At 40.3% G+C, this 24,689-nt stretch carries 17 protein-coding genes and 6 pseudogenes; 12 read left to right on the forward strand and 11 right to left on the reverse strand.

Annotated elements, in window-relative coordinates; all coding sequences use genetic code 11:
• Window positions 1-52: 52 nt before the first annotated feature.
• From BN1356_RS02945 to BN1356_RS02965, 5 genes are all read left to right on the forward strand, one after another.
• Entirely contained in the window at window positions 53-1,318 is a 1,266-nt protein-coding gene (locus BN1356_RS02945) for an ABC transporter substrate-binding protein (RefSeq protein WP_093650046.1), read from the forward strand.
• 62 nt (window positions 1,319-1,380) lie between these two features.
• Complete coding sequence (locus BN1356_RS02950; protein WP_093649924.1) at window positions 1,381-2,271, forward strand: carbohydrate ABC transporter permease; 891 nt, start codon at window positions 1,381-1,383, stop codon at window positions 2,269-2,271.
• A gap of 11 nt (window positions 2,272-2,282) precedes the next feature.
• Window positions 2,283-3,113 carry a carbohydrate ABC transporter permease gene (locus tag BN1356_RS02955; RefSeq protein WP_093649925.1) on the forward strand — a complete coding sequence of 277 codons (831 nt, stop codon included), beginning with the start codon at window positions 2,283-2,285 and terminating at the stop codon, window positions 3,111-3,113.
• Between the two features lie 9 nt (window positions 3,114-3,122).
• Window positions 3,123-5,336: an alpha-galactosidase gene (locus BN1356_RS02960; RefSeq protein WP_093649926.1), complete on the forward strand. Its 2,214-nt coding sequence runs from the start codon at window positions 3,123-3,125 to the stop codon at window positions 5,334-5,336.
• A gap of 330 nt (window positions 5,337-5,666) precedes the next feature.
• The gene (locus tag BN1356_RS02965) at window positions 5,667-6,923 is read left to right on the forward strand and encodes an ISL3 family transposase (protein WP_176694215.1); all 1,257 of its coding nucleotides are present in this window, start codon (window positions 5,667-5,669) and stop codon (window positions 6,921-6,923) included.
• 75 nt (window positions 6,924-6,998) lie between these two features.
• Here BN1356_RS02965 and BN1356_RS02970 read toward each other — a convergent pair whose 3' ends face one another.
• Window positions 6,999-7,967 (reverse strand): LacI family DNA-binding transcriptional regulator, encoded by a 969-nt coding sequence (locus tag BN1356_RS02970; protein WP_093649928.1) that lies wholly within the window; start codon window positions 7,965-7,967, stop codon window positions 6,999-7,001.
• A gap of 1 nt (window position 7,968) precedes the next feature.
• Complete coding sequence (locus BN1356_RS02975; protein ID WP_093649929.1) at window positions 7,969-9,405, reverse strand: sucrose-6-phosphate hydrolase; 1,437 nt, start codon at window positions 9,403-9,405, stop codon at window positions 7,969-7,971.
• Window positions 9,406-9,591: 186 nt separating this feature from the next.
• On the opposite strand from BN1356_RS02975, the gene BN1356_RS02980 reads away from it, so the two are divergent.
• From BN1356_RS02980 to BN1356_RS03000, 5 genes and pseudogenes are all read left to right on the forward strand, one after another.
• Window positions 9,592-11,523 carry a PTS sucrose transporter subunit IIABC gene (locus BN1356_RS02980; protein ID WP_093649930.1) on the forward strand — a complete coding sequence of 644 codons (1,932 nt, stop codon included), beginning with the start codon at window positions 9,592-9,594 and terminating at the stop codon, window positions 11,521-11,523.
• A 95-nt stretch (window positions 11,524-11,618) separates the two neighbouring features.
• The gene (scrK, locus tag BN1356_RS02985; RefSeq protein ID WP_093649931.1) at window positions 11,619-12,497 is read left to right on the forward strand and encodes a fructokinase ScrK; all 879 of its coding nucleotides are present in this window, start codon (window positions 11,619-11,621) and stop codon (window positions 12,495-12,497) included.
• A gap of 236 nt (window positions 12,498-12,733) precedes the next feature.
• Window positions 12,734-13,675: a mannose-6-phosphate isomerase, class I gene (gene manA, locus BN1356_RS02990; RefSeq protein WP_093649932.1), complete on the forward strand. Its 942-nt coding sequence runs from the start codon at window positions 12,734-12,736 to the stop codon at window positions 13,673-13,675.
• Window positions 13,676-13,775: 100 nt separating this feature from the next.
• Window positions 13,776-14,900, forward strand: a pseudogene (locus BN1356_RS02995) (ISAs1 family transposase).
• A 138-nt stretch (window positions 14,901-15,038) separates the two neighbouring features.
• A complete protein-coding gene (locus tag BN1356_RS03000) occupies window positions 15,039-16,655 on the forward strand; it encodes an SEC10/PgrA surface exclusion domain-containing protein (protein ID WP_093649933.1) in 1,617 nt (538 codons plus the stop codon).
• Between the two features lie 232 nt (window positions 16,656-16,887).
• Here BN1356_RS03000 and BN1356_RS12815 read toward each other — a convergent pair.
• The 7 genes and pseudogenes from BN1356_RS12815 to BN1356_RS13050 form a co-directional block, all read right to left on the reverse strand.
• Window positions 16,888-17,073 (reverse strand): annotated as a pseudogene (locus BN1356_RS12815) (IS5/IS1182 family transposase); the annotation flags it as partial.
• Window positions 17,074-17,136: 63 nt separating this feature from the next.
• Window positions 17,137-18,477: an IS66 family transposase gene (tnpC, locus tag BN1356_RS03005; RefSeq protein WP_093649934.1), complete on the reverse strand. Its 1,341-nt coding sequence runs from the start codon at window positions 18,475-18,477 to the stop codon at window positions 17,137-17,139.
• Window positions 18,431-18,637 carry an IS66 family transposase gene (locus tag BN1356_RS03010; RefSeq protein WP_093649935.1) on the reverse strand — a complete coding sequence of 69 codons (207 nt, stop codon included), beginning with the start codon at window positions 18,635-18,637 and terminating at the stop codon, window positions 18,431-18,433. Before BN1356_RS03010 ends, tnpC begins: the two co-directional genes overlap by 47 nt.
• A 53-nt stretch (window positions 18,638-18,690) precedes the next feature.
• Entirely contained in the window at window positions 18,691-18,843 is a 153-nt protein-coding gene (gene tnpB, locus BN1356_RS12820; protein WP_245620281.1) for a transposase, read from the reverse strand.
• Window positions 18,810-19,040, reverse strand: a complete 231-nt coding sequence (tnpB, locus tag BN1356_RS12825) for an IS66 family insertion sequence element accessory protein TnpB (protein ID WP_342666756.1) — start codon at window positions 19,038-19,040, stop codon at window positions 18,810-18,812. The genes tnpB (BN1356_RS12820) and tnpB (BN1356_RS12825) overlap by 34 nt, the downstream gene beginning before the upstream one ends.
• Window positions 19,021-19,205, reverse strand: a pseudogene (locus tag BN1356_RS03020) (hypothetical protein). Before BN1356_RS03020 ends, tnpB (BN1356_RS12825) begins: the two are co-directional and overlap by 20 nt.
• A 143-nt stretch (window positions 19,206-19,348) precedes the next feature.
• A pseudogene (locus BN1356_RS13050) lies at window positions 19,349-20,380 on the reverse strand (transposase); the annotation flags it as partial.
• 88 nt (window positions 20,381-20,468) lie between these two features.
• On the opposite strand from BN1356_RS13050, the pseudogene BN1356_RS03040 reads away from it, so the two are divergent.
• Window positions 20,469-21,289, forward strand: a pseudogene (locus BN1356_RS03040) (IS982 family transposase).
• A gap of 6 nt (window positions 21,290-21,295) precedes the next feature.
• Here the strand turns inward: BN1356_RS03040 and BN1356_RS03045 are convergent.
• Both BN1356_RS03045 and BN1356_RS03050 read right to left on the reverse strand, forming a co-directional pair.
• Window positions 21,296-21,496, reverse strand: a pseudogene (locus BN1356_RS03045) (transposase); the annotation flags it as partial.
• 52 nt (window positions 21,497-21,548) lie between these two features.
• A complete protein-coding gene (locus tag BN1356_RS03050; RefSeq protein ID WP_176694206.1) occupies window positions 21,549-22,787 on the reverse strand; it encodes an ISL3 family transposase in 1,239 nt (412 codons plus the stop codon).
• 328 nt (window positions 22,788-23,115) lie between these two features.
• On the opposite strand from BN1356_RS03050, the gene BN1356_RS03055 reads away from it, so the two are divergent.
• A complete protein-coding gene (locus BN1356_RS03055; protein ID WP_093649940.1) occupies window positions 23,116-24,543 on the forward strand; it encodes an ISAs1 family transposase in 1,428 nt (475 codons plus the stop codon).
• Window positions 24,544-24,689 lie beyond the last annotated feature (146 nt).

The following is a 24,689-nucleotide window of genomic DNA, read 5'->3' on the forward strand; positions in this document are numbered from 1 at the left end:
ACAAAGGGTAGAGGGTCTTAATCGAAACAAAAAAGGAGTCATTCTTATGTTCATGAAAAAGATGGGTGTAACAGTTGGTATGGCAGCTTCTCTGGTAGCCTTAGCTGCTTGTAGTTCAGGAACTAGTAAAACTTCAGATTCAGGAAGTTCGTCTGGAGAAACAAAAATTTCCTACGCAATCTGGGATTCTGGGCAAGAGCCTGGCATTCGTAAAATGGCAGACAAATTTGAAGAAGCTAATCCGAATATTAAGATCGATATTCAGGTTGTTTCCTGGGATGCTTATTGGACCATGCTAGAGGCTGGAGCTACTGGTGGATCACTACCGGATACTTTCTGGATGCACTCTAATGAAATCTATCGGTATGGTTCTAATGAGATGTTACTGGATTTAGGAAGCTATCTAGACAAGAGTAAAGATGTTGATTTAAGCAAATTCCCTCAAGGCTTGACCAGTATTTATAATATCAACGGCAAACAATATGCAGTACCAAAAGACTATGATACGATTGGTCTCTGGTATAACAAGACTATGTTTGATGAGGCTGGCTTAGCTTATCCAGATGCTAGTTGGGATTGGGCTAAATTAAAGGATGCAGCTAAGAAATTGACCAAGGCTGATGGCAGTCAATATGGTTTCCTTGCACCCTTAATCAACCAAGAAGGTTATTACAACTTTGTCTATCAAAACGAGGGAACAATCATCACGGATGATAAAAAATCTGGCTATGATGATCCAAAAACGGTAGAAGCTTTGGATTACTACACTAGCTTTGTGCGTGAAGGCCTGTCTCCAAAAGTAACTGAAGATAAGAAACGGGTTGAAACCCTGCAAAATGGGCAAGTGGCGATGGCTTTATTTGGTTCATGGAACTTGGCATCTTTCTCAGAAAACGACTACATTCGTGAGCACTTTGATGTGGCAGTTTTGCCAAAAGGCAAGAAACAATCTACGATCTTTAACGGTTTAGGGAATGCTATTTCAGCCAATACCAAACATCCTGACGAAGCTTGGAAATGGGTTGAGTTCTTAAGTTCCAAAGAAGGTCAAGAAATGCAAGCAGAGCTCGGTGTTGCTATTTCAGCTTATGAAGGCACTGCAGACACTTGGGTAAATTCCAACAAGAATTTTGCAATTAAGAATTTCATTGATATGGTTGATTATGCTCAAATTCGTCCGTATTCAGATGCCACTTCTAAATGGGAAGACAAGGCTTATGAACTCTTGAAACCAGCTTACTTGGGCGATGAAAAAGTTTCAGATGCAGCAGCAAAAACTGCTAAGATGATGAATGAAGAATTAACTACAGAAAAATAGCTACTAGGATGACACAGGAGGAGAGAAAAACTCCTCCTGTTTTGCTACTAAAGGAGGGCCGTATGCACGAGAAAAAGAAAAGAAATGAGGCTATGTGGGGTCTAGGAATGGTAGCGCCTACTATTATTGGTCTCCTAGTCTTGAATATCATTCCTATTTTCCAAACCCTTAAGATGAGCTTTTATCGTAGCAGCGACTTTGGGAAAGGCGATATTTTTGTCGGTCTAAGCAATTATCAAAAAATGTTTGCTGATGAGCAAGTTTGGCAAGCGACTTGGAATACTCTGAAATATACTCTTCTGGTTGTCCCTACAACGGTTGTGTTAGCTATACTATTGGCTGTTTTGTTGAATTCTAATATAAAAGGCAAACACCTCTATCGAACCATTTATTTTTTGCCCATGGTTGCTGCACCGGCTGCGGTTACTATGGTGTGGAAGTGGCTCTACAATACAGACTTTGGTCTCATCAATCATTTTTTAGGTCAATTTGGAATTGGAAAAATTAATTGGATTGAAGACCCCAATGTTGCGATTTTTTCGATTGCAGCTATTGGGATTTGGAGTACGGTAGGCTATTCGATGATTCTGATTTTGGCAGGCTTGCAAGAAATCCCGACGGATTATTATGAAGCAGCGAAAATCGATGGGGCTAGTTCGATCAAGCAGTTTTTCTCCATTACCTTGCCCATGGTATCGCCAACACTTTTCTTTGTAGTGGTGACTAGTGTAATCCAAGCCATGCAAGTTTTTGATGCGATTTATATGATGGAGGGGGTCACCAGTCCTGCTTATCAAAAAACAGTCTCTCTGGTTTATCTTTTCTATAACAATTCCTTCAAATACTCAGACAAGGGCTATGGATCTACCATTATCATGTTACTGTTGCTGATGATTTTAGTGATTACAGCTGCTCAAATGAAAATCCAGAAGAAATGGGTTCACTACAATTAGAGGAGAAGAAGATGAAAGAAAAAAGATTTTTAGCGGGTATAGGAATCCATATTTTCCTCGTTCTAGTGGCATTGGGAATGATTATTCCCTTTATCTGGATGGTCTTAACCTCATTCAAGACGGTAACAGAGTCCACACAAATGAATCCTTTCCATATTTTTCCAAATCAGTGGCAGGTAAAAAATTATACAGAGGTGATTCGTTCCAACAACTTTGTCCTTTTGTACTTTAATACCATTATGATGATGCTGTGGCGGATTGTCAGCTCTGTTCTATTCAGTGCCATGGCGGCCTATGCTTTTGCTCGCTTACGGTTTCCAGGGAAAAATTTCTTGTTTGGCTTAGTCCTATTTCAAATGATGGTACCGCCTCAGTTATTCGTTATTCCTCAATATTTGATGATCAATGACATGGGGATGCGCAATTCAATTTTTGCCTTGGTCTTTCCAGGTTTGGTCTCTGCTTTTGGAACCTTTTTGCTACGACAATTTTTTGCAGGTTTGCCAAAAGAATTAGAGGAAGCTGCAGAATTGGATGGCTGTAACATCGGGCAAACATTTTTCAAAGTCATGTTGCCTTTGGCTAAATCAGGTTTGATTGCCCTAGGGATTTTCACAGCTCTCTTTGCCTTTAAGGATTTGCTTTGGCCCCTGGTTGTCAATTCCGAAGCAGATGCGGCAACCCTTTCCAGTGCCTTGTCTAAAATTCAGGGGGCTTATGCGGTCAATTATCCACAACTGATGGCTGCAAGTGTTCTGGCCATTTGGCCAATGGTGGTCATTTATATTCTATTCCAAAAACAATTTGTTCAAGGAATTGCAACATCAGGTGGCAAGTTATAGGAGGTTAGTATGGGAATTATTTTTAAGGAAGAGACAAGAGAGTTTCATCTCTTTAATCAGCACTTGAGTTATGTCTTGTGCGTCTTGCCCAACGGGCATATCGGGAATCTTTATTTCGGAAAACGTGTCAATCCAAAAGAATCCTATAACTACTTACTGGAAATGGGTAGTCGTCCGCTTACCTCGTATGTTTTTGAGGATGATATGACCTTCTCACTTCAACACACCAGACAGGAATATGCCTGTTATGGTACGGGGGATTTTGCCCAGCCAGCTTTTATGATTAAACAGCAGGATGGAAGTTGTCTGTCTCATTTTACCTTTGATTCGTTCAGGATTTTTTCTGGCAAGGAAAGCTTGAATGGCTTGCCTGCAACCTATGTAGAGGCTGAGGATGAAGCGACTTCGCTTGAAATCACCTTGCTCGATCGAGTGACAGAGACGCGCTTGTATTTGCTTTATACCATTTATGAGGAGCGTTCTGTTGTGACACGGAGTGCGCGTTTTGAGCAAGAGGGGAACCAATCTCTTGTTGTGACACGTGCTTTATCCATGAATCTTGATTTGCCGGATATGGACTATGAATGGCTTCATTTGGATGGTGCCTGGAGTAGGGAGCGTCATGTAGAAACCAGTCGCTTACACCAAGGCGTTCAGTCTGTTTATAGTTTGAAGGGTGCTAGTAGTGCAGAGCACAATCCTTTTATTGCTTTGAAGCGTCCAGGTGCAGATGAACACCAGGGCGAGGTTTTAGGATTTTCTCTGGTTTACAGTGGGAATTTTCTAGCTCAAGTGGATGTATCCCCTTATCATCAGACACGAGTCAGCATGGGGATTCATCCAGAGCGCTTTGAATGGACTTTAGAAAAAGGAGACAGCTTCCAAACACCAGAAGTGGTGATGGTTTATAGTGACGCTGGTCTGAATCAGATGAGCCAAACCTATCATTCTCTCTATCAAAAACGCTTGGCTAGAGGGATGTGGCGGGATAAGGAGCGACCTATTTTACTTAATAACTGGGAGGCTATGACCTTTGATTTTGATGAAGAACGAATCTTGACGCTGGCTAGTAAGGCGGCAGATGTCGGAGTGGAACTCTTTGTCATGGATGATGGCTGGTTTGGTAAGCGAAATCATGACCGAGCAGGTCTGGGAGATTGGACTGTCAATCGGGAAAAATTACCCCAAGGTCTGACAGGCATTATTGAGAAAGTTCATGCTATGGGCATGCGCTTTGGTTTATGGATAGAACCAGAGATGGTCAATAAGGATAGCGATTTGTACCGAAAGCATCCGGATTGGATTTTCCATCATCCAAGGCGTAGTCAATCGCATGGCAGACACCAGTTTACCCTTGATTTTTCAAGAGAAGAAGTCTATCAAAATATCTACCAACAATTGCGCCGTTTATTGAGTGAACAGGACATTGACTATATCAAGTGGGACATGAACCGCTATATGACAGAGGTCTTCAGCCTGACACAAGCAAGTCAGCATCAAGGGGAAATATTCCACCGCTATATCCTTAATGTCTACCGTTTGTATGAACAATTGACGACAGAATTTCCGCATATTCTTTTTGAATCCTGTTCCAGTGGGGGTGCGCGTTTTGATCCAGGTATGCTTCATTATGCACCACAAACCTGGACCAGTGATGACACGGATGCTTTTGAGCGTATTGCTATCCAATATGGAACTTCGATGGTCTACCCCTTGTCTGCTATGGGAAGCCATATTTCAGAGGTCCCTAACCAGCAAGTGCACCGTATAACGCCCCTATCCACGCGGGCGAATGTTGCTTATTTTGGAGCATTTGGCTATGAACTAGATTTATCCGAGTTGACTGAGAAAGAGTTGGAAGAGGTCAAAGAGCAAATTGCCTTTTATAAAGAAGCTCGTACAAGTTTCCAATATGGAACGTTTAGTCGATTGCTTAGTCCTTTCGAGGGAAACTATACTGCCTGGCAGGTGGTTTCGCAAGATCAAAAAGAAGTCTTTGTCGGTGTTTACCGAGGACTCTTGCGCGTGAATGAGGGCAACTATCGCCTCTATCTAAGAGGATTGGAAAGGGATACTTTTTATCGTCTAGATGGCGATAAAGTCTATTCAGGAGCCTCACTCATGCATGCAGGTTTACCACTTTCGACCGAGGATTTTGACGCAGGAACTAGGGATTTTACGTCAAAACTCTATCGCTTGGAAAAAATAGAGTCATATGAATGAATCTTGATTGGTTGTTACTATCGGCAGGTCATACTCCAATTAAGAGGAATGTATTTCCTTTTATTTCCAAGTTTAATATGTTTTTAATCTATTTTAGTTCGAACGTTCTCTATTCGTTTGGATATGGTTAGAAAGCAATCTTTTCAAAAACAATAAAAACTTCTAAGGCGACCAATAGATGGATTTGGCTTTAGAAGTTTTTTTAGGCTCTATAATTTCTGTAGTGGGTAAGACCACTATGGAGGTTATGGAGCCTTTTTGAGTGTATACAAAAAGTCCCATATGACCTATAATGAAAAGCGACAAAACCATCATTTTAGAAAGACTCATATGGAACAATTTGATTTTATCACAAACTTACTTGGAATAAAAGACCCTAATATCACCATTTCAGATTATGTGGACGCTGGAACTCATAAAGAAGTCATCGCTAAACTTGACTATCCGGCTCCTAAATGCCACAACTGTCATGGTCAGATGGCTAAATATGACCTCCAAAAAGAATCTAAAATCCCCTATCTGGAATGTGCTGGATATAAGACCTTAATTCGTTTAAGGAAACGTCGTTTTCGTTGTCAGGATTGCGGAAAAATAGCTGTCGCAGAAACTACTCTGGTCAAGAAGAATCATCAAATACCAGCTATTGTTAGCCAGAAGATTGCTCAAAAGCTGATTGAGAAAGCTTCTATGACAGACATCGCTGAATGCTTGGCCGTATCCACTTCAACAGTCATTCGCAAACTCAAGGAGTTCCAATTCAAGACTGACCTAACTTGGCTCCCAGCTCACATGAGCTGGGATGAATATAGTTTCAAGAAGGGCAAAATGAGCTTCATCGCACAAGATTTTGACTCGCTTACTATCTTAGCTATTCTAGATGGACGAACACAAACGACCATTCGCAATCACTTCCTCCGCTATTCCAGACAGGTGAGAAACCGAGTCAAAGTCATCACTATGGACATGTTTAGTCCTTACTACGATATCGCTAAAAAATTATTTCCAAACGCTAAAATTGTCCTCGATCGCTTTCATATCGTCCAACATATGAGTCGGGCCATGAACCATCTGCGCATCCAAATCATGAAGCAGTTTGACAGAAAATCTCATGAATACAAGGCGCTAAAAAGCTACTGGAAACTCATTCAACAGGATAGCCGTAAACTCAGCGATAAACGCTTTTATCGCCCTACTTTTCGGATGCATTTAACCAACAAAGAGATTCTTAAAAAACTACTTTCTTACTCGCAGGAACTTCGAGAACACTATGAACTTTACCAACTATTGCTTTTTCATTTTCAAAAGAAGCAAGCTGAACATTTCTTTGACCTCATTGAGGAGCTGCTTCCCAGCGTAAATCCCATCTTTCAAACTATTTTTAAAACCTTTTTGAAGGATAAGGACAAGATCATTAACGCATTAGAACTCCCCTATTCAAACGCCAAACTAGACGCTACTAACAACCTCATCAAAGTCATTAAGCGTAATGCCTTTGGTTTCCGGAACTTTGACAACTTTAAATTAAGAATTCTCATCGCTTTGAACATCAAAAAGAAGAGAACCAAGTTGGTCCTCTCCAGGTTATGACTTTTCAGCAACCCACTACAGTTGACAAAGAGCCTTTTTTTATATGTTTTGTTCAAGTGACCGTTTTGATCCTTTTTAAATACTATTTCCTGAGAGAAGGGCGATGGGCAAGATATAGTCTTTTTGCGTCTTTTCACCCTCTATTTTTTTAAGTAAGACCTCAACTGTAAGACTGGCAATTTCTTTTAGAGGTTGTTTAATGGTTGTCAGTTGGGGATAGTAATTCTCCACAAAGGTTGTACCATCATAACCGATAATCTTGATGTCTTCAGGAATTTGAAAACCAAGTTGGTTGGCTGTTTTGATGGTCAAAATAGCTGTTAAATCATCGGATACAAAAATTCCATCGGGCTGGTAATTGGAGATGATGGATTTGATTTCCATTTCGCGACGCATGATAGACAGATTGTTTGGAACACGGACAACTTGGGAAGGAAAGTTCTTCATCTGGTAGGAGAAGCCCAATTGACGCAAACCAGTCGGAGAGTCAGAATCATCCTTACCAGTAATCATAATGATATTTTTGCAGCCATGTTTTTGTAGGGTGGAAGCAGCCAATTTTCCTCCCTCAAAGTTATCTGAAGAAATAATTGGAATATTTGGGGCTAAGTTTCGGTCAAAGGCAATAATAGGAGCTTCTACTTTTTCATAGTCATCAATACCTAGGTTGTGACTGGAGGAGATGATACCATCCACTTGGTTGGCAGAGAGCATCTCCAAGTATTCTCTTTCCTTGATAGGATTGCTTTCACTGTTGCAAATAATGGTTTTGTAACCACGTTCAAACAGTTCAATTTCCAGATGTTCAATCAACTCTGCATAGAAAATATTTGAAATATTAGGGAAAATAAGGCCGATTAGTTTGGCTGATTTTCCTTGTAGACTACGTGCTAGATTGTTGGGCTTGTAAGCTAACTGACGCATAGCCGACTCTACCTTGTCAATTGTCTTTTGGGAAAGGTAGCCTTTTTTATTGATGACTCGGGAAACAGTTGTTGGGCTGACTCCAGCTAATTCTGCGACGTCTGTTAATTTCGCTACCATATTAGTTTAACTCAAAGTACTGACCATCCACTTGTCCAGTAAGAACATGGATACCACTTTGTCCTTCTTCAGGGAAGATGCGGCTGGTAAATACTTTTTCTCCTTTATTAATAAAAATTTCCACGACGGATTTATCAACAAAAATCCGAGCGGTCGTCTCTTTGGCATCGATTGAGCATTCACGGATTGTGCCAAAGTCGGTAGCAAAGGGTAGCCCAGCTTTACTGCGATCCAAGCGAACCTTGCCGACATTGGTATCAATGGTTAACTTTAATCCATTGCCTTTCTGATCGGCAAATAGTAGAAGTTGGCTAACTTGATTTGCAGGGAAATGCAAGTCTAATTCATAGGTATTGTTGGTTGCGTCTTTATCAGCAAATGCTTCTTGGCTAGAGCGAAGAGAAGTGATAGCTTCAACAGGATATTGATAAAGCTTTCCATCTTTGATAGACAATTCTTTAACCAAGCTCATAGCACCTTGGTAATCAAAGTCATCGGTTGGATATTCCACATCTGGAAGACCAATCCAGCTGACAATCAGGCTGCGTCCATCTGGAGCATTAAACCCTTGCGTGGCATAGGCTTCAAATCCATAATCGAGGTTGAGGATTTCTGAAGGGGAGACTAATTCAGGTTTTTCTGTGTCAAACGATTGACAGATTTTATAAGTATTGGGATAAATGTTACCATAGTTTAACTCGGATTTGTCCAAACCTTGTGGGCTATATAAGAGAACTGGTCGATTATTTACAAAAACTAAGTTAGGACATTCGATCATATACTCTGAACCGGTTCCGCCAAATTCCAAATCTCCTACCAAGACCCAGTTCTTCACATCGTTATCGACGGCTTTATAAAGTTTGATAAAGCCTTTTTTATCAAGAGATTGGGCCCCAACAATGGCGTAGAATTGTCCTTCATAATCAAAGATTTGTGGGTCACGGAAATGTTCTGTAACATCTTTTGGTTGCTGAATAAGGACTTGGTCGAATTTTTCAATTTTACCGTCTTTGTCCATCCAAGCACCAATTTGCAAGGGATCGCGGACCCAGTTTTCATCTCGGACATTGCCTGTGTAGAATAAAAAAAGTTTGCCGTCGACTTCGTAGGCAGATCCAGAGTAGGCTCCGTGGCTATCGTGAGCATGGTCTGGAAGCAAACGAGTCTCAGTTTCGGTGAAATGGACTAGATCCTCAGATTCTGTATGCACCCATTGCTTCAAACCGTGACCGGGGCCAAAAGGCCAATTTTGATAAAAGAGACTGAATTTCCCATTGAAGTAGGAAAATCCATTTGGGTCATTTAAGAGACCGGTTTTGGGCTCAATATGATAAGTAGTATGCCATGGGGATTTGGCTACATTTTCCTTGATTTGCTTGATTTCCTCGTCGGTCCAGTCAGCATAAGCCCGGTAACGTATTTCTTGAGCGATTGGCATAAGGTTCTCCCGTTCATAGTATTCTCACTATATATAGTAAACGTTTTCGTTTGAAAAATCAATGGTTTACCATAAAAAATAAAAAATTCTGCAAAACGTTTGACATAAAAATAAAAAATGATATAATGAAAACATAGAAAGTACTGAAAACACTTTCAAAGAAAAATATTTAAGGAGATTTTGCAAATGACGAATACTGAAATTGCAAAGAAAGTCATCGATGCCCTTGGTGGAGTTGAGAATGTCAATAGCGTAGCTCACTGTGCGACTCGCCTTCGTGTCATGGTAAAAGATGAATCAATTATCGATAAGGAAACTGTTGAAGATATTGAAAAAGTACAGGGTGCTTTCTTCAACTCTGGTCAATACCAAATTATTTTTGGTACTGGTACTGTTAACAAAATTTATGATGAAGTGGTAGCACTTGGTTTGCCAACTTCTACTAAAGCTGAAATGAAGGCTGAGGCTGCGAAACAAGGAAACTTCTTCCAACGCGCTATCCGTACATTCGGTGATGTCTTTGTTCCAATCATTCCTGCGATTGTAGCAACTGGTCTCTTTATGGGTCTTCGTGGTCTTCTGGCTGCGGTTGGCTATGAGTTGCCAGGGGATCTTCTTGTTTATTCACAAATCTTAACTGATACAGCCTTTATCGTCTTGCCAGCTTTGGTAGTATGGTCAACCTTCCGTGTCTTTGGAGGAAACCAAACCATCGGTATCGTTCTCGGTATGATGCTGATTGCTGGTCAATTGCCAAATGCGTGGGCAGTAGCTTCTGGAGCGGATGTTAATCCAACTATTTTCTTTGGTTTCATCCCTGTTGTGGGCTTGCAAGGTTCAGTTTTACCAGCCTTTATCATTGGTTTGATTGGTGCACACTTCGAGAAAGCTGTCCGTAAAGTGGTTCCCGAAGTCCTTGACCTCTTGGTAACACCATTTGTAACACTTTTCGTAATGTCTATCCTTGGTCTCTTTGTCATTGGTCCAGTTTTCCACGTTGTTGAAGAGTATATCTTGGCAGGGACACAAGCTATCTTACACTTACCATTTGGTTTGGGTGGACTTCTTATCGGTGGTGTTCACCAAGTTATCGTCGTATCAGGTGTTCATCATATCTTCAACTTCCTTGAAGCACAATTGGTTGCCAACACTGGTGCTAACCCATTCAACGCCATTATCACTGCTGCGATGACGGCACAAGGTGCAGCAACGGTTGCCGTTGGTGTGAAAACGAAGAATCCTAAATTAAAAGCTCTTGCTTTCCCAGCTGCCCTTTCAGCTTTCTTGGGTATTACTGAGCCAGCTATCTTCGGTGTCAACTTGCGCTTCCGTAAACCATTTGTCCTTTCATTGATTGCTGGTGCTATCGGTGGTGCCTTTGCATCCATCCTCGGTCTTGCTGGTACAGGTATGGGTGTGACCATTATTCCTGGTTTGACTCTTTACGCAGGTAATGGTCAATTGATTCAATATATCCTTATGGTTGGCGTATCCTTCGCACTTGGTTTTGCTCTTACCTATATGTTTGGTTTTGAAGATGAGGTGACAACAAAGGAAGATGATGAACTTACCCGTACATTGGCAAAAACCACTATTGTGGGCGCAGCTGCTACTGCTTATGCTGATTCAAAAGAAAAGAGAACAACTCCGTTGGTTGAAGTAGCAGAAGAAGTTCTTCTATCCCCACTTTCAGGTGAGGTTGTTGCTCTTGAAGCTGTCAACGATCCAGTCTTCTCATCTGGAGCAATGGGGAAAGGTCTTGCCATCAAACCATCTGAAGGAACTGTTTATGCCCCTGCAGATGCAGAAGTTACCATTGCATTTGAAACAGGTCATGCTTATGGCTTGAAAACAGCATCTGGTGCCGAATTGTTAATTCACATCGGTATTGATACAGTAACGATGAACGGTAACGGTTTTGAAAAATTGGTTGTCGCAGGCGACAAGGTAACAGCTGGTACACCGCTTGCTAGATTTGATGCAGTCAAAATTGCTGAAGCAGGTTTGGATGACACGACTATGGTGATCCTAACCAACACAGGTGACTTCACAACTGTTGATGCCTTGGCTCAAGGAATGATTGCACATGGTGCTGATTTTCTTAAAGTTGTAAAATAATTGAAAAAAAAGAGAAGAAAGAGGCAATTTGCCTTTTTCTTCTCTTTTAGTCTATGCTATAATGGAATAAATAATTGACTAAAGAGAGGTCCAATATGACAAAATTATACGGTAGCTTAGAAGCTGGCGGAACAAAGTTTATCTGTGCAGTTGGCAACGAAGACTTTGAAGTGATTGAAAAAGTTCAATTTCCAACAAATACGCCAGCTGAGACCATTGAAGAAACGGTTGCTTTTTTCAAAAAGTTTGAGCAGGACTTGACAGGGATTGCCATTGGTTCTTTTGGTCCTATTGATATTGATTTGGATTCGCCTACTTATGGTTACATTACATCAACACCTAAGCCAAATTGGTCCAATGTGGACTTGTTAGGGCAAATTGCCCAAGAATTTAATATCCCATTCTATTTCACGACAGATGTCAATAGCTCAGCTTTTGGGGAAGCAATGGTCCGTGAAGGTGTAGATAGTTTGGTTTACTACACTATTGGTACTGGTATCGGTGCTGGGGCTATCCAGCGTGGTGAATTTGTCGGAGGAACTGGTCATACAGAAGCGGGGCATACCTATGTTGCCTTGCATCCCTATGATATCGAGCATGGCTTTACAGGAGTTTGTCCTTTTCACAAGGGTTGTTTGGAAGGACTGGCTTCGGGTCCATCACTCGAAGCTAGGACTGGTATCCGTGGAGAGTTGATCGAAGCTGATTCTGAAGTGTGGGATGTTCAGGCTTATTATATCGCTCAAGCGGCTATTCAGGCGACCCTTCTTTATCGTCCACAAGTCATCGTTTTTGGTGGCGGTGTGATGGCACAAGAGCACATGGTCAAACGCGTTCATGAGACCTTTGAAACTTTGATGAATGGCTATGTTCCTGTTCCAGATTTGGCGGATTACATCGTGACTCCAGCGGTAGCGGAAAATGGTTCTGCAACCCTTGGAAACTTTGCTTTGGCGAAACAAATTTCGCAATAAGAGAAATCCTTTGGATAAAAATTCCATTCGCAAATAAAAATGAGTAAGACCCGCTTCTATATTTAGAGGCTGTTCTTGCTCTTTTTTTTCTCTCTAGAAAGTTTGTTTGGTGGCAGACAAGGGCGAGTAAGTCCCAAAAGCCAATGAAAAACTTTTAGCTCCGTCCTCTTTTTTATCTAGAAAATAAAAGAAATTTTTGATATGATAACCCTAAGTAAGTCAAAAAGGAGCACAATATGGCACAACCACTATTTTTACAATCTGTGATGCAAGAAAAAATCTGGGGGGGGGATCGTCTCCATAGCGTATTTGGTTATGAAATTCCAAGTCAGACAACGGGTGAATATTGGGCAATTTCTGCCCATCCCAATGGTGTGTCGGTGGCTGAAAATGGCCCCTATGCAGGTATGCCCTTGGATCAGCTCTATGCTCAAGAACGACAACTCTTTGGCAATCGCAAAGAGTCGGTTTTTCCTCTTTTAACCAAAATATTAGATGCGGATGACTGGCTCAGTGTTCAGGTTCACCCAGATGATGCTTATGGTCTTAAGCACGAAGGTGAACTTGGGAAGACAGAATGCTGGTATATCATTGCGGCGGAACAAGGTGCTGAAATCATTTACGGGCATAAAGCAGAGTCCAAAGAGCAGTTGCGTCAGATGATTGAGGAGGGGAATTGGGAGGAACTTCTGACCCATGTGCCCGTCAAGTCTGGGGACTTTTTCTATGTTCCTAGTGGCACCATGCATGCCATTGGTAAGGGGATTATGATTTTGGAAACCCAGCAATCCAGTGACACCACCTACCGCGTCTATGATTTTGACAGAAAAGATGATGCAGGAAATTTGCGGGATCTCCATATTGAGCAATCTGTTGATGTAATGAGCATTGGTCCAGTTGCCAATAGTCATCCAGATACCCTGGAATTAGCAGCTGCTACTTTAACAACCTATGTCAGCAACGAATTCTTTACAGTCTATAAATGGTCTATTCATGGCGAATTGGAGATGAAAAAATCAGCAGATTATTACTTGGTTTCCGTCCTGGAGGGACAAGGGAAAATAAGAGTTGATGATCAAGAACACGAATTAAAAAAAGGTAGTCATTTTATTTTGACCAGTGATTGTAGTGAATGGACTTTTAGCGGAGAGATGGAAATGATTGTGAGTCACCCATAAGTGTCACGCCAAACGCATGAAGAAAATTTCGTTTTCAGAAATCGAAAATCATAATGACAAAATCAATCAAAGTAGTACACTATAGATAGAGGTGACTAGTATGATTGATTTTATTGTTTCTATTGATGCGCATAGTGATGAATTAGATGGACGTCAGTGCTGGAAAATTCGTTACCCTTTATCCACTATCCTATTTCTAGTCTTCGTTTGCCAACTGGCTGGTATTGAAACCTGGAAGGAGATGGAAGATTTTATTGAAATGAATGAGGGACTTTTAGGAGACTATGTGGATTTAAGTGTTGGCTGTCCATCTCATGACACCCTAGAGCGAGTTATGAGTATGGTTAATCCACAATTTTTGAGCGACCTAAAAGTTGAGTTTGAACAATCTGCCGATTGTCTATCCGTAGAGTGATTAATAGCTATTGATGGTAAAACCATGCGAGGAAACGGCAATAAGCACCAACAGCCTAATCACATCGTAACGGCTTATGATGGCTCTCATCAGATTAGTATAGGGCAGGTTTGCGTTGATGAAAAGAGTAATGAGATCACGGCGATTCCCCGCCTTCTAAGGATGATTGATATTCGAAAAGGGATTGTCACGATTGACGCTATGGGGACTCAGACAGAAATTGTAGATGAGATTATCAAAGGTAAGGGGAACTACTGCCTTGCGGTCAAAGGGAATCAGGGGACTTTATTTGAGGACATCTCCCTCTATTTTAGTGATGTCCAATTGCTTGAAAGACTGATGAAGAAGAGGCAACACTACCAAACGGTGGAGAAAGCTCGGAGTCAAATTGAAATTCGAGAATACTGGGTCTCTTACGATGTGAAATGGTTGTCAGACAGGCATCCTCATTGGCAGAAACTGAGTGGTATTGGTATGACTAAGAATACTATTGACAGGGATGGTGTTCTGACAGTGGAAGTTCGCTACTTTATTATCAGTTTTAAAAAGGATGTTGAAACATTTGCCTCTTGTGTCAGAGGACATTGGTCAGTAGAAAGCATGCACTGGTTACTAGATGTTGTTTACCGAGAAGACCACAACCAGACCTTAGACAAGCGAGCAGCCTTCAATCTAAACGCCATTCGAAAATTGTGTCTTTATTTCTTGAAGGTTATTCAATTTCCTAAGAAGGATCTCAGTTATCGCAGAAAACAACGCTATATTTCTGTCCATTTGAATGATTATTTACCACAGTTATTTGGAAAGTAGGGACCAATTAATGATCAAACGAACTTTCTACCTTCTTAAAAATCGTTTCTAGGCACAAAAAGGTTAAGAGAAACTTTTTGTGCGTACGGCGTGGTTTCAGTTGACGCTGTGTTGATTAAAATGGTAAAATAGAAATAAATGAAAGTTGGAAGAAAAATGAAAAAGACTATAAGAACTATCTCTATTGCAATGTTAGGGACAATGTTATTTAGTACTGCCAGTCCAGTTTTAGCTAATACAAGTCAGACTGCGATTAACCAAGCTGAAGCTGAGGTTCTAACAGCTCAAGAAGCTGTTAGAAAAGCTGAAGATAGTGTTATTACGGCAACTAATAATTTGGCTTCTGCAGAAGTTAGATATGATACTGCAAAATCAAATTTAAGCAAGGCTCAAAATGATTTAAGTAGTTATCCAATTTTTACTTTGACAGAGGAGTATATAAATACTTTAAAATCCTATAAAACTAGCTACGATAATGCTTTAAAAAGTCAATTGGCTGGAATGGCTGATTCTTTAATAGCATTGAATCAGTATACTCCTAATCCAAACGATAACTATGTGGTTGATTTGAACAACTTAAGTAATGACCATAAGTTAGAATTGTCTTTTTTTGCTCAAACAGTTGAGAATCAAATTCGAACTCAGTTTGGTTTGCCTGAAACTTTAGTTACTCAAAGTGCAATTAATTTTTCATCAGATATTTCAAGAGCTTACCTCGATTCTCGCTATCCTACTTATAATAAGCATTATGCTACAGCAATTAATTCTATTTCAAAGACTTGGGGGCTGTATAGTATAGACTCTGAAGTCAATCAATTCTATGAAAGTAAGTCTTCTTACTTCAATCGATATCCTATAACTATGTCAGGTCTTAAGCATGTAATTTATGATACTTACGTTGGTTTTCTTTTTCCTAAAGACGAATGGCTTCATCATGCTTTAAGTGTAACCGGTTTATATGATAATGGTTCTACTTCTTATTTAGCTTTAAGCTTTTCAGGATATGATAATTTGCTTAACGTTCATAAAATTTCAGTTAGATCTAATTTAATTTTACCTGGTAGCAATTTTGATACTGTAGCATTTCAGAATCAAAATACAGATGAGCTTCTTGTCTCTAAAGTAAGTGAAGCACAAACGGAATTTGGAAGTGTTCAGGTAATTTATAAAACTAGATTGACTGAAAAATCTACTGCTGATGCTACACTTTCGAGAGCTAAAGCTGCTTTGGCTGAAGCACAAAAATCATTGGATGATTTGAAAAAAGAACAAGGAAGTAGTTCATCATCTAGTACGAATAAACAAAAACCTTCTTCAAGTGCTTCTTACGTGGGTGCAACGACAGTTGGTAAGAAAGATGATTCACTTTTGGCAGTCTACCGTATGTATAACCCTGGTTTGAAGGTCCATCTGTACACGACTGATTCAATTGAGTATGATATACTTGCTACTCGTGGATGGCAACAGGAAGGTGAATCTTGGAAAACTACGAAAAGTGGTGTACCAGTTTATCGTATGTATAATCCTGGTTTGAAAGTTCATCTGTATACTAAAGATGTTAATGAATACCAAATTCTATCTACTCATGGATGGCAAAAAGAAGGTATCAGCTATCGTTCAGAAGGAACTGTAAAGATTTACCGTATGTATAATCCAGATTTAAAAAAACATCTTTATACAAAGGATGCAAATGAATATAAAGTTCTTGCGACACGTGGATGGAATCAAGAGGGAGTTGCTTGGAACTCTAAATAAACAATAAATGGTTTTCAACAAAAAGTTGAAAGTCACATAATACAGAAAGGCTGACGACTCAATGCCAGCCTTTCAAAGTATGGCTCTTTGTCAACTGTAGTGGGTTGCTGAAAAGTCATAATCTGGAGAGGACCAAATTTGGAACCCACTGAAAAAGTAAACTCTACAGTTTAATTAAAATGAAAAAAGAGGAATCTATCACCTACTTGGTAGATTCCTTTTTGGTTTGGCTCTATTTTGAGTTTATTAGAGTCATAATCCTTTTCATATTAAACACAAATATGTTTGTAGCCGCTTGTAATTCCATGTTGAAAAGACCTGATGCTCTGGCAACATCAAGACCATGTCTGTGTTTAAGCTCCGCATTTTTGGCTTCTATCTTGTAGAGTTGTTTCGCCTTTTCTTTAAAATAGGACGTAACCGCCCAATAACAAGGTATATTGAAAAGGCTCCAAAGTCCTGTCGACTCTGGAACCTTTTTCTATTTACACGCTCTTTTAATTTTTTCCTTCCATGGCAAATAAGCCTCTAGCACCTCTTTTTTTGCGAGCGTCTCCTCGTTAGGTAAGTGTTCTAGAAGATAGGTCATATATTTCTCTGCATCAAGGCCGTGTCGTTTAGCAGTTTCCAAAAGACTCAGAATGATAGCTGTCGACTTGGCTCCCTCAAAACTTTGGGAGAATAACCAATTTTTACGACCCATCACTAAGGTCTTCATTGCCCTTTCAGCCATATTATTAGACAAGACTAAGTCACCGTCCGAGAGAACGGTTCGGAAAGTGGCTTCGTAGTTGAGGCTATACTCTATTGCATTGCCCAATTTGGAGCCTGGCAAAACAGATTGCTCACGACACCAGTCAAAGAACTCGTCCATTAAGGGAGCCAACTCTGTCTGGCGTTTATGCAGTCGCTCCTCGCTAGACAAGTCAGCCCAGCCGCTCTCCAAGGCAAACAGGCGGTCGCAATAGGCTAAGCCCATGGCTCCTAAAGAAGTCTTGTCTGTCTTCTTAGGAGTCGCCTCAAAGAACTTCCGTCTGACGTGAGCCCAACAACCAACCAGCTGAGCCTTGTCTAACTGCCTATAAGCACTCCACATATCACAATGTACATAACCCACATAATCTCCAAGAAATTCCTCCACAACTAATCCACTCCGTCGTTTGTCATGGTGATAGAGGTTCTCATGCTTCCCAGACAAGAAGGTCCAGTAGAAGGTCAATTGGCTATCATTTTCCAAGACCTTGTAGGAGGTTTCGTCCGCATGGAGAATAGGCTGCTCCAACAATTTTTCGTGCAACAGGTTATAAATCGGCTCGAAATAATACTGACTAGACTTGATATGCCAGTTGGCTATTTCCTTCCGACTGATGGGCAGGCCAAGCTTGTTCCAATAATCTTCCTGACGGTAATTGGGCACCTTAAGATTGAACTTCTGGTGAATGGTGTGGGCGATGATAGAGGCCGAGCCCAATCTATGTGCCAAAGGTGCCTTAGGAACAGGAGCCTTGATAATCTTATCGCTCAGATTCTTCTGACTACATGCCTGACACTTGTATGCGTGTTGAACATGGTCAATCCGCTTTAATTGTGCGGGAATGAAGACCAACTCTTGTCGTTGAACAGTAGAACCAATCTCTTTCAACTGATCATGACAGTCTGGACAAGTGCAGTCTCCGCCCTGCAATTCGTGATGAACAATCTCTGGAGTGAACTGACTAAAAATAGCCTGACGAACCCCCTTGGATTTCTTGCGTTTATAGGTGATGGTCTCTGTTTCAACTGGGTAAGTCAGCTTCTTCTTCAGGGAGATTTTCCTCCCCAAACAAGCTCAGATGACCGGATTGATGCACTACCTTCTCTGATGATTTTCCGTAGAGTTTCTGTCTCAGATACTCAACCTGCTCACGAAGGAGGGTCAACTCGTTGGTAAGTTGTTCAATCGTTGAGGTCTGTTGTTTAATAATTGCCAATAACTCATCCATACTATTGAGCCTCCCTCTTTTTATCTCATTATACCGAAAGAAAAGCTGTGATTTCAATAGAAATCACGACTTTTTGAAATATTTATTTTTGGATTGATCGAAAATCCTTTCATGAGCCAGCCTACTTGTTCGGAAGTCAGAGCCTTGACCTCTTCTTCATTGTTTGGCCAGGTCAATTTCCCATTTTCAAAACGTTTGTAAAGCAAACAAAATCCCTGTCCGTCCCAGTAAAGAGCTTTGAACCTGTCTTTTCGACCTCGCAGAAGAGATAAACTTGACCTGAGAAGGGATCCAGATTGAATTGACTTTTGACAAGGTAGGCGAGAGAATCAATCCCTTGACGCATGTCTGTTTTCCCGCAAACCAAGTAGACTTGACCTAAATCACTGAGTCGAATGGTCATAATGCAGCACTTATCCAAAATCATTTCCATTACTTCATGGTTGATAGATTGGAAGAATGTGACTTCCACCTTTCCGAGACGAATTTTCATCGGAATATCATTTCTGCCTTTCTTCTCAAAGCGATGAGATTTTGGAACAGCCAATGGTACGATTGGGTGTGACATAATAAGTCCTCCAGTTATGTTTTTTTAACAGTATACTGGAGGAGGGAGTGATTAGATAGATACCTTGTTATTAGGCGGTTACAATAGGACGTTTCCTCAAACCTCTTTTGAAAAAGATGTTCATCACTTTTAAGCGTTATTTAATAGGTTTTAGACCTAGCTCCTTCTTTATAACAGCCCACTTTTGAAGGGCAGATTTGACAGTGAGAAATGTCAAAATAGTGGGTTTCTTGAGGATTATATTCCCCGTCGTCCGCCCTGTTTTAGCCTTCTTTATCGCCATATGTCCTTCTGGACAAACAAAGAGACCGGCATCCTTATTATAAAAAAAAATCATCTTCCTTCCTACGAAAACCTTGTGAAACAGCTAGATGTAGCTTAGCGACTAAATGTACACGTTCTTTCTTTGTAAATTTAATATTATCTTTCCCGGAGTATGCCTTATCTCCAACAATAGCTTCGATTATTACACCGTTCTCCTTAGATTTTTGATACAAGTTTTCTAAAACAGGACCATCACTTTTTTCACCAGATGTCCCAACACAGGCTGCGATAATACGCTCATCTGTCATGGCAAGATGCTCTTTATACCCGTAAAAGGAACTATCAGCTGACTTATGACCAATCCTTGCCTCTTCTTTGACAGAAGATTCCAAGTGTTCTACGTCATCCTCTACAGCTTCTTTGAGGTAATTAAGTTTTTGTGAAACAGCTGGTATTACAGTCAATTCATCATGCTTCTCAAGGACTGATAGTCATTCTTGGGTATACCTTAATTCAGCTACTAGAGTATCTTCCTGAGGTTTACTAGGAAATTCTGTCTTAATCACTTCCGAATACTGGTAAATCGTTTTACGCAAGTATTTTGAGCGTTCTCGGAGAACTTCTTGTGGTTTCTTGTGACTGTGATGAGCTTTGGTATGGGTCGCATCCACAATAAGAATGTGACTTTTCATTAAGCCAAGTTCTATCGCAATCTGAACGGATTTAGTGATGAGCAAATCAAGTAATCGGTCATCCTTGATCCGAAGTTTGCGGAATTTAGTCAATGAAGAGGGTTCAATAACGGAGGCTTCTGGAGCTAGACCAAGAAAGTATTTGAAGGCCATATCAGAATAGGAGCGCTCTACCACATCCACATCGGACAACTTATAGATATCTTTTAATAAGAGATACCCGTGGTGCTAGTTAATCTCAAAAATACAATAAAAAGCCCAAAAGGACTATACTGTAAGTGCCTAAACAAACAGGAGGTTAGTCCAAATGAGACACTTACAGTATACAGCTAAATCTCATCACTTACAATTGAATTTGAAGCAATTATCAAAAATATGCCATCAGCTGTATAGGGATTATTGTCCTGAATCTTTCAAACATCGTCACAATATCAGTTTATCTAAGGTTTCAGATCAATCACTATTAGTTTTGCTTATTTTACAAGCTGAGCTAGGTACTAAGTCGCAACGACACTTCTATCGTATCTGTCACTTATTTCCTTGCGGGTGTCTCCTAGAAAGAAGTCGCTTCAATCGACGAGCAAGACAGTCGATTTGGTTAGTTCAAATCATTAGACAAGCCATGAATAGTCACATGTCTCATGAGACCATCGTCATCATAGAGCTCGTATTTTTGAAGGATTAGCAGATATTGGTTACAATGCTTCCAAACACCTATGGTTCTATGGGTTTAAAGTACATATGCTGGTCACTTTATCTGGCTATATCCTGAACTATGTTGTGACATCGGCTTCTGTTCATGACATCAGAGCAGTTGATGACTTACTAGAAAATTGCCGACAACCTTATATTTTAGCTGATTTAGGCTATCTTAGTAGAGACCTTAAAGACCATTTGGTTCAAAAAGGCTATCATCTTTGGACTCCTTTACGACAAAAAATGGAAGGGTCTAAACAACATAACCATTGGAAATTAATGGCCATGAGACGAACCATTGAGACACGCTTTTCAGAACTTTGCAGTCTTTTTGATATAGAACACACTCTGACTAGAGGTTTAACAGGACTACAGTTAAGTATTGAGCAAATGATACTGGCTTATAATCTAAGATACTTTGAGATTAACTAGCACCACGAGTAAGAGATATTTGAACATCATTATAGGAGAGTAGGCACGACGTCCAAAGTCAGGACGATAATTCTTTTCTAGCTCATCATAAATAAAGTTAAAATCACATAGCTCTGTTAACTGATGTAAAAAATGACTCTTAGGAACAACAATATCATACAGAGTAGAATAAGGACTGACATCTAGAGTCAACTGATTATCAAGCATACCATTACCTCTACTTTAGTATAGCAAAAAAAGCCATCAAACGATGACTTTTTCAGTGGGCTCCCAACTTGGTTCTCTCCTTTTTGATGTTCAAAGCGATGAGAATTCTTAATTTAAAGTTTTCAAAGTTCCGGAAACCAAAGGCATTACACTTAATGACTTTGATGAGGTTGTTAGTAGCCTCTAGTTTGGCGTTTGAATAGGGGAGTTCTAATGCGTTGATGATCTTGTTCTTATCCTTCAAAAAGGTTTTAAAAATAGTGTGAAAGATGGGATTTACGCTGGGAAGCAGCTCCTCAATGATGTCAAAGAAATTTTCAGCTTGCTTCTCTTGAAAGTGAAAGAGTAAGAGTTGATAGAGTTCGTAATGTTCACGAAGTTCCTGCGAGTAAGAGAGTAGCTTTTCTAGAATCTCTTTGTTGGTCAAAGTAGGGCGATAAAAGCGTTTATCGTTGAGTTTACGGCTATCCTGTTGAATGAGTTTCCAGTAACGCTTGAAAGCTTTGTATTCATAAGATTTTCTGTCAAACTGATTCATGACTTGAATGTGCAGACGGTTCATAGCCCGACTCATATGTTGGACGATATGAAAGCGATCGAGGACAATTTTATCGTTTGGAAATAATTTTTTAGCGATGTCATAGTAGGGGCTAAACATGTCCATGGTGATGACACTAACCCGGTTTCTAACCTGTCTAGAATAGTGGAGGAAGTGGTTTCGAATAGTTGCCTGTGTTCTACCATCAAGGATGGCCAGAATATTTTGCGAGTCGAAATCCTGAGCAATGAAACTCATCTTGCCTTTCTTGAAGCTGTACTCATCCCAGCTCATATTGGTTGGGAGCCAGGTTAAGTCAGTCTTGAATTGGAACTCCTTGAGTTTGCGAATGACTGTTGAAGTGGATACGGCCAAGCATTCAGCGATGGCTGTCATAGAAGCTTTCTCAATCAGCTTTTGAGCAATTTTATGGTTAACAATAGCTGGTATTTGATGCTTCTTCTTGACCAAAGAAGTCTCAGCTACCGCCATTTTTCCGCAATCTTGACAGCGGAAACGACGTTTTCTTAATCGAATCAAGGTCTTATAACCAGCACATTCCAGATAGGGGATTTTAGATTCTTTTTGGAGGTCATATTTAGCCATCTGACCATGGCAGTTATGGCACTTAGGAGCCGGATAGTCAAGTTTAGCGATAACCTCCTTATGAGTTCCAGCATCCACAAAGTCTAAAATAGTGATGTTAGGGTCTTTAATTCCGAGTAAGTTTGTGATAAAATCAAATTGTTCCATATGAGTCTTTCTAAAATGATGGTTGTGTCTCTTTTCATTATAGGTCATATGGGACTTTTTGTATACACTCAAAAAGGCTCCATATTTTCCACAGTGGTCTTACCCACTACAGAAATTATAGAGCCTTTTTTACTTGTTTGACTGAACATGGAATATAAAGTTTTAAGAATCATTACCCTTTTTCTTGAACTTAGCTTTATCAAGGTTTAAGGGTAACCTAAAAAGAAAAATCGCCACGGTCTGTAGCGATTTTTCCCTTTGTGAGCCATCATTCAACGTCAAAGCGTTATAATAGTAGTGCAAACTATAGCTATTAGCGAGGTCTCACATGAAAATTATAACACAACTCAACCTCTTTGAGGACCATGAAATGGGCGATTTAGAAAAAATTTTGACTGTTCTGGATGGTTTGCCAAAAACCAACCTCTTCCAGTGTCTGGAAGAAAGACGTCGTCATGGACGTCGAGATTATAGTGTTCAATCTTACTTCATCGCCTACGTGTCTAAATTTATTTTACAGCTGGAAACCGACCAACAATTGATTCGGCATCTGAATATGAATAGTCAGCTTCGACAAATATGTGGATTTGAAACGCACGGTGTCAAATTAAAGAACGGAACAAGGAAACTGGTTCACGCTCCCTCCAAATCGGCCTTTTCACGTTTTATTCAAGATTTGGTAGAACTCTGTCCCGATGTTGAGTACTGGGTTCAGTCAGGAGTTTCAGGCCTCTATGAGCTCCTTCCTGATTTCGGTAAGGAACTGGCTTTAGATGGGAAACTAATTGAAAGTTATGCGACTCCTTATGGTCAGAAAAAGAAAAAAGATAAGCGATCTGATCTGGATGCCGATTTCACTTGTAAAGAAAGACATGGTAACAATGGGTACGTGAAAAAAGAAAATTACTATGGATTTCGCTGTCATCTCATCGTGGATGCCCATTACGAACTCCCGATTGCCTGGGAAGTGACACCTGCTTCAAAGGGGGAACAGACTGTCGCTAAGAAGATGATTAGTCACCTAAGTGAGAAAGTTTTAGACAGAGCTCAGTATCTGATGGCAGATCGCGGTTACAGCGGTGAACCGCTTCAACACCTCTTAGAGGATGCGGATATTCTCCCTATTATTGATGCACCTCATCGATGGAAAGAGGAGGAAACACGACAATATTTAGATACTGATATTGTCTATAACCAGTCAGGTCAAGTCTTCTGGGTAGATGATCAATGTGAAGAAATAGAGTTATTGTATAAAGGTTATGATAAATCCTGTGATAGTCTGCGTTATGGCTTTCACCCACAATACCAAACGGTGGAGAAAGCTCGGAGTCAAATTGAAATTCGAGAATACTGGGTCTCTTACGATGTGAAATGGTTGTCAGACAGGCATCCTCATTGGCAGAAACTGAGTGGTATTGGTATGACTAAGAATACTATTGACAGGGATGGTGTGCTGACAGAGGAAGTTCGTTACTTTATTATCAGTTTTAAAAAGGATGTTGAAACATTTGCCTCTTGTGTCAGAGGACATTGGTCAGTAGAAAGCATGCACTGGTTACTAGATGTTGTTTACCGAGAAGACCACAACCAGACCTTAGACAAGCGAGCAGCCTTCAATCTAAACGCCATTCGAAAATTGTGTCTTTATTTCTTGAAGGTTATTCAATTTCCTAAGAAGGATCTCAGTTATCGCAGAAAACAACGCTATATTTCTGTCCATTTGAATGATTATTTACCACAGTTATTTGGAAAGTAGGGACCAATTAATGATCAAACGAACTTTCTACCTTTTAAAAATCGACCCTAGGCACAAAAAGGTTAAGAGAAACTTTTCATGCGTACGGCGTGCATAAGTGTCAGTAATCCTTGAAAACAAGCATTAAATATGGTATAATAAATAAT

The sequence above is a fragment of the Streptococcus varani genome (genome assembly GCF_001375655.1).
Taxonomy (GTDB): domain Bacteria; phylum Bacillota; class Bacilli; order Lactobacillales; family Streptococcaceae; genus Streptococcus; species Streptococcus varani.

Coding starts and splice junctions, on each gene's coding strand:
- BN1356_RS02970 (WP_093649928.1), bottom strand. CDS start 7,967: ATGGTAGCGAAATTAACAGACGTCGCAGAATTAGCTGGAGTCAGCCCA.
- tnpB (WP_342666756.1), bottom strand. CDS start 19,040: ATGACCATTCGACTCAGTGATTTAGGTCAAGTCTACTTGGTTTGCGGG.
- BN1356_RS02950 (WP_093649924.1), top strand. CDS start 1,381: ATGCACGAGAAAAAGAAAAGAAATGAGGCTATGTGGGGTCTAGGAATG.
- BN1356_RS03050 (WP_176694206.1), bottom strand. CDS start 22,787: ATGGAACAATTTGATTTTATCACAAACTTACTCGGAATTAAAGACCCT.
- scrK (WP_093649931.1), top strand. CDS start 11,619: ATGACAAAATTATACGGTAGCTTAGAAGCTGGCGGAACAAAGTTTATC.
- BN1356_RS03010 (WP_093649935.1), bottom strand. CDS start 18,637: ATGGATGAGTTATTGGCAATTATTAAACAACAGACCTCAACGATTGAA.
- BN1356_RS02955 (WP_093649925.1), top strand. CDS start 2,283: ATGAAAGAAAAAAGATTTTTAGCGGGTATAGGAATCCATATTTTCCTC.
- manA (WP_093649932.1), top strand. CDS start 12,734: ATGGCACAACCACTATTTTTACAATCTGTGATGCAAGAAAAAATCTGG.
- BN1356_RS02945 (WP_093650046.1), top strand. CDS start 53: ATGAAAAAGATGGGTGTAACAGTTGGTATGGCAGCTTCTCTGGTAGCC.
- BN1356_RS02975 (WP_093649929.1), bottom strand. CDS start 9,405: ATGCCAATCGCTCAAGAAATACGTTACCGGGCTTATGCTGACTGGACC.
- BN1356_RS03055 (WP_093649940.1), top strand. CDS start 23,116: ATGAAAATTATAACACAACTCAACCTCTTTGAGGACCATGAAATGGGC.
- BN1356_RS02960 (WP_093649926.1), top strand. CDS start 3,123: ATGGGAATTATTTTTAAGGAAGAGACAAGAGAGTTTCATCTCTTTAAT.
- BN1356_RS03000 (WP_093649933.1), top strand. CDS start 15,039: ATGAAAGTTGGAAGAAAAATGAAAAAGACTATAAGAACTATCTCTATT.
- BN1356_RS02980 (WP_093649930.1), top strand. CDS start 9,592: ATGACGAATACTGAAATTGCAAAGAAAGTCATCGATGCCCTTGGTGGA.
- BN1356_RS02965 (WP_176694215.1), top strand. CDS start 5,667: ATGGAACAATTTGATTTTATCACAAACTTACTTGGAATAAAAGACCCT.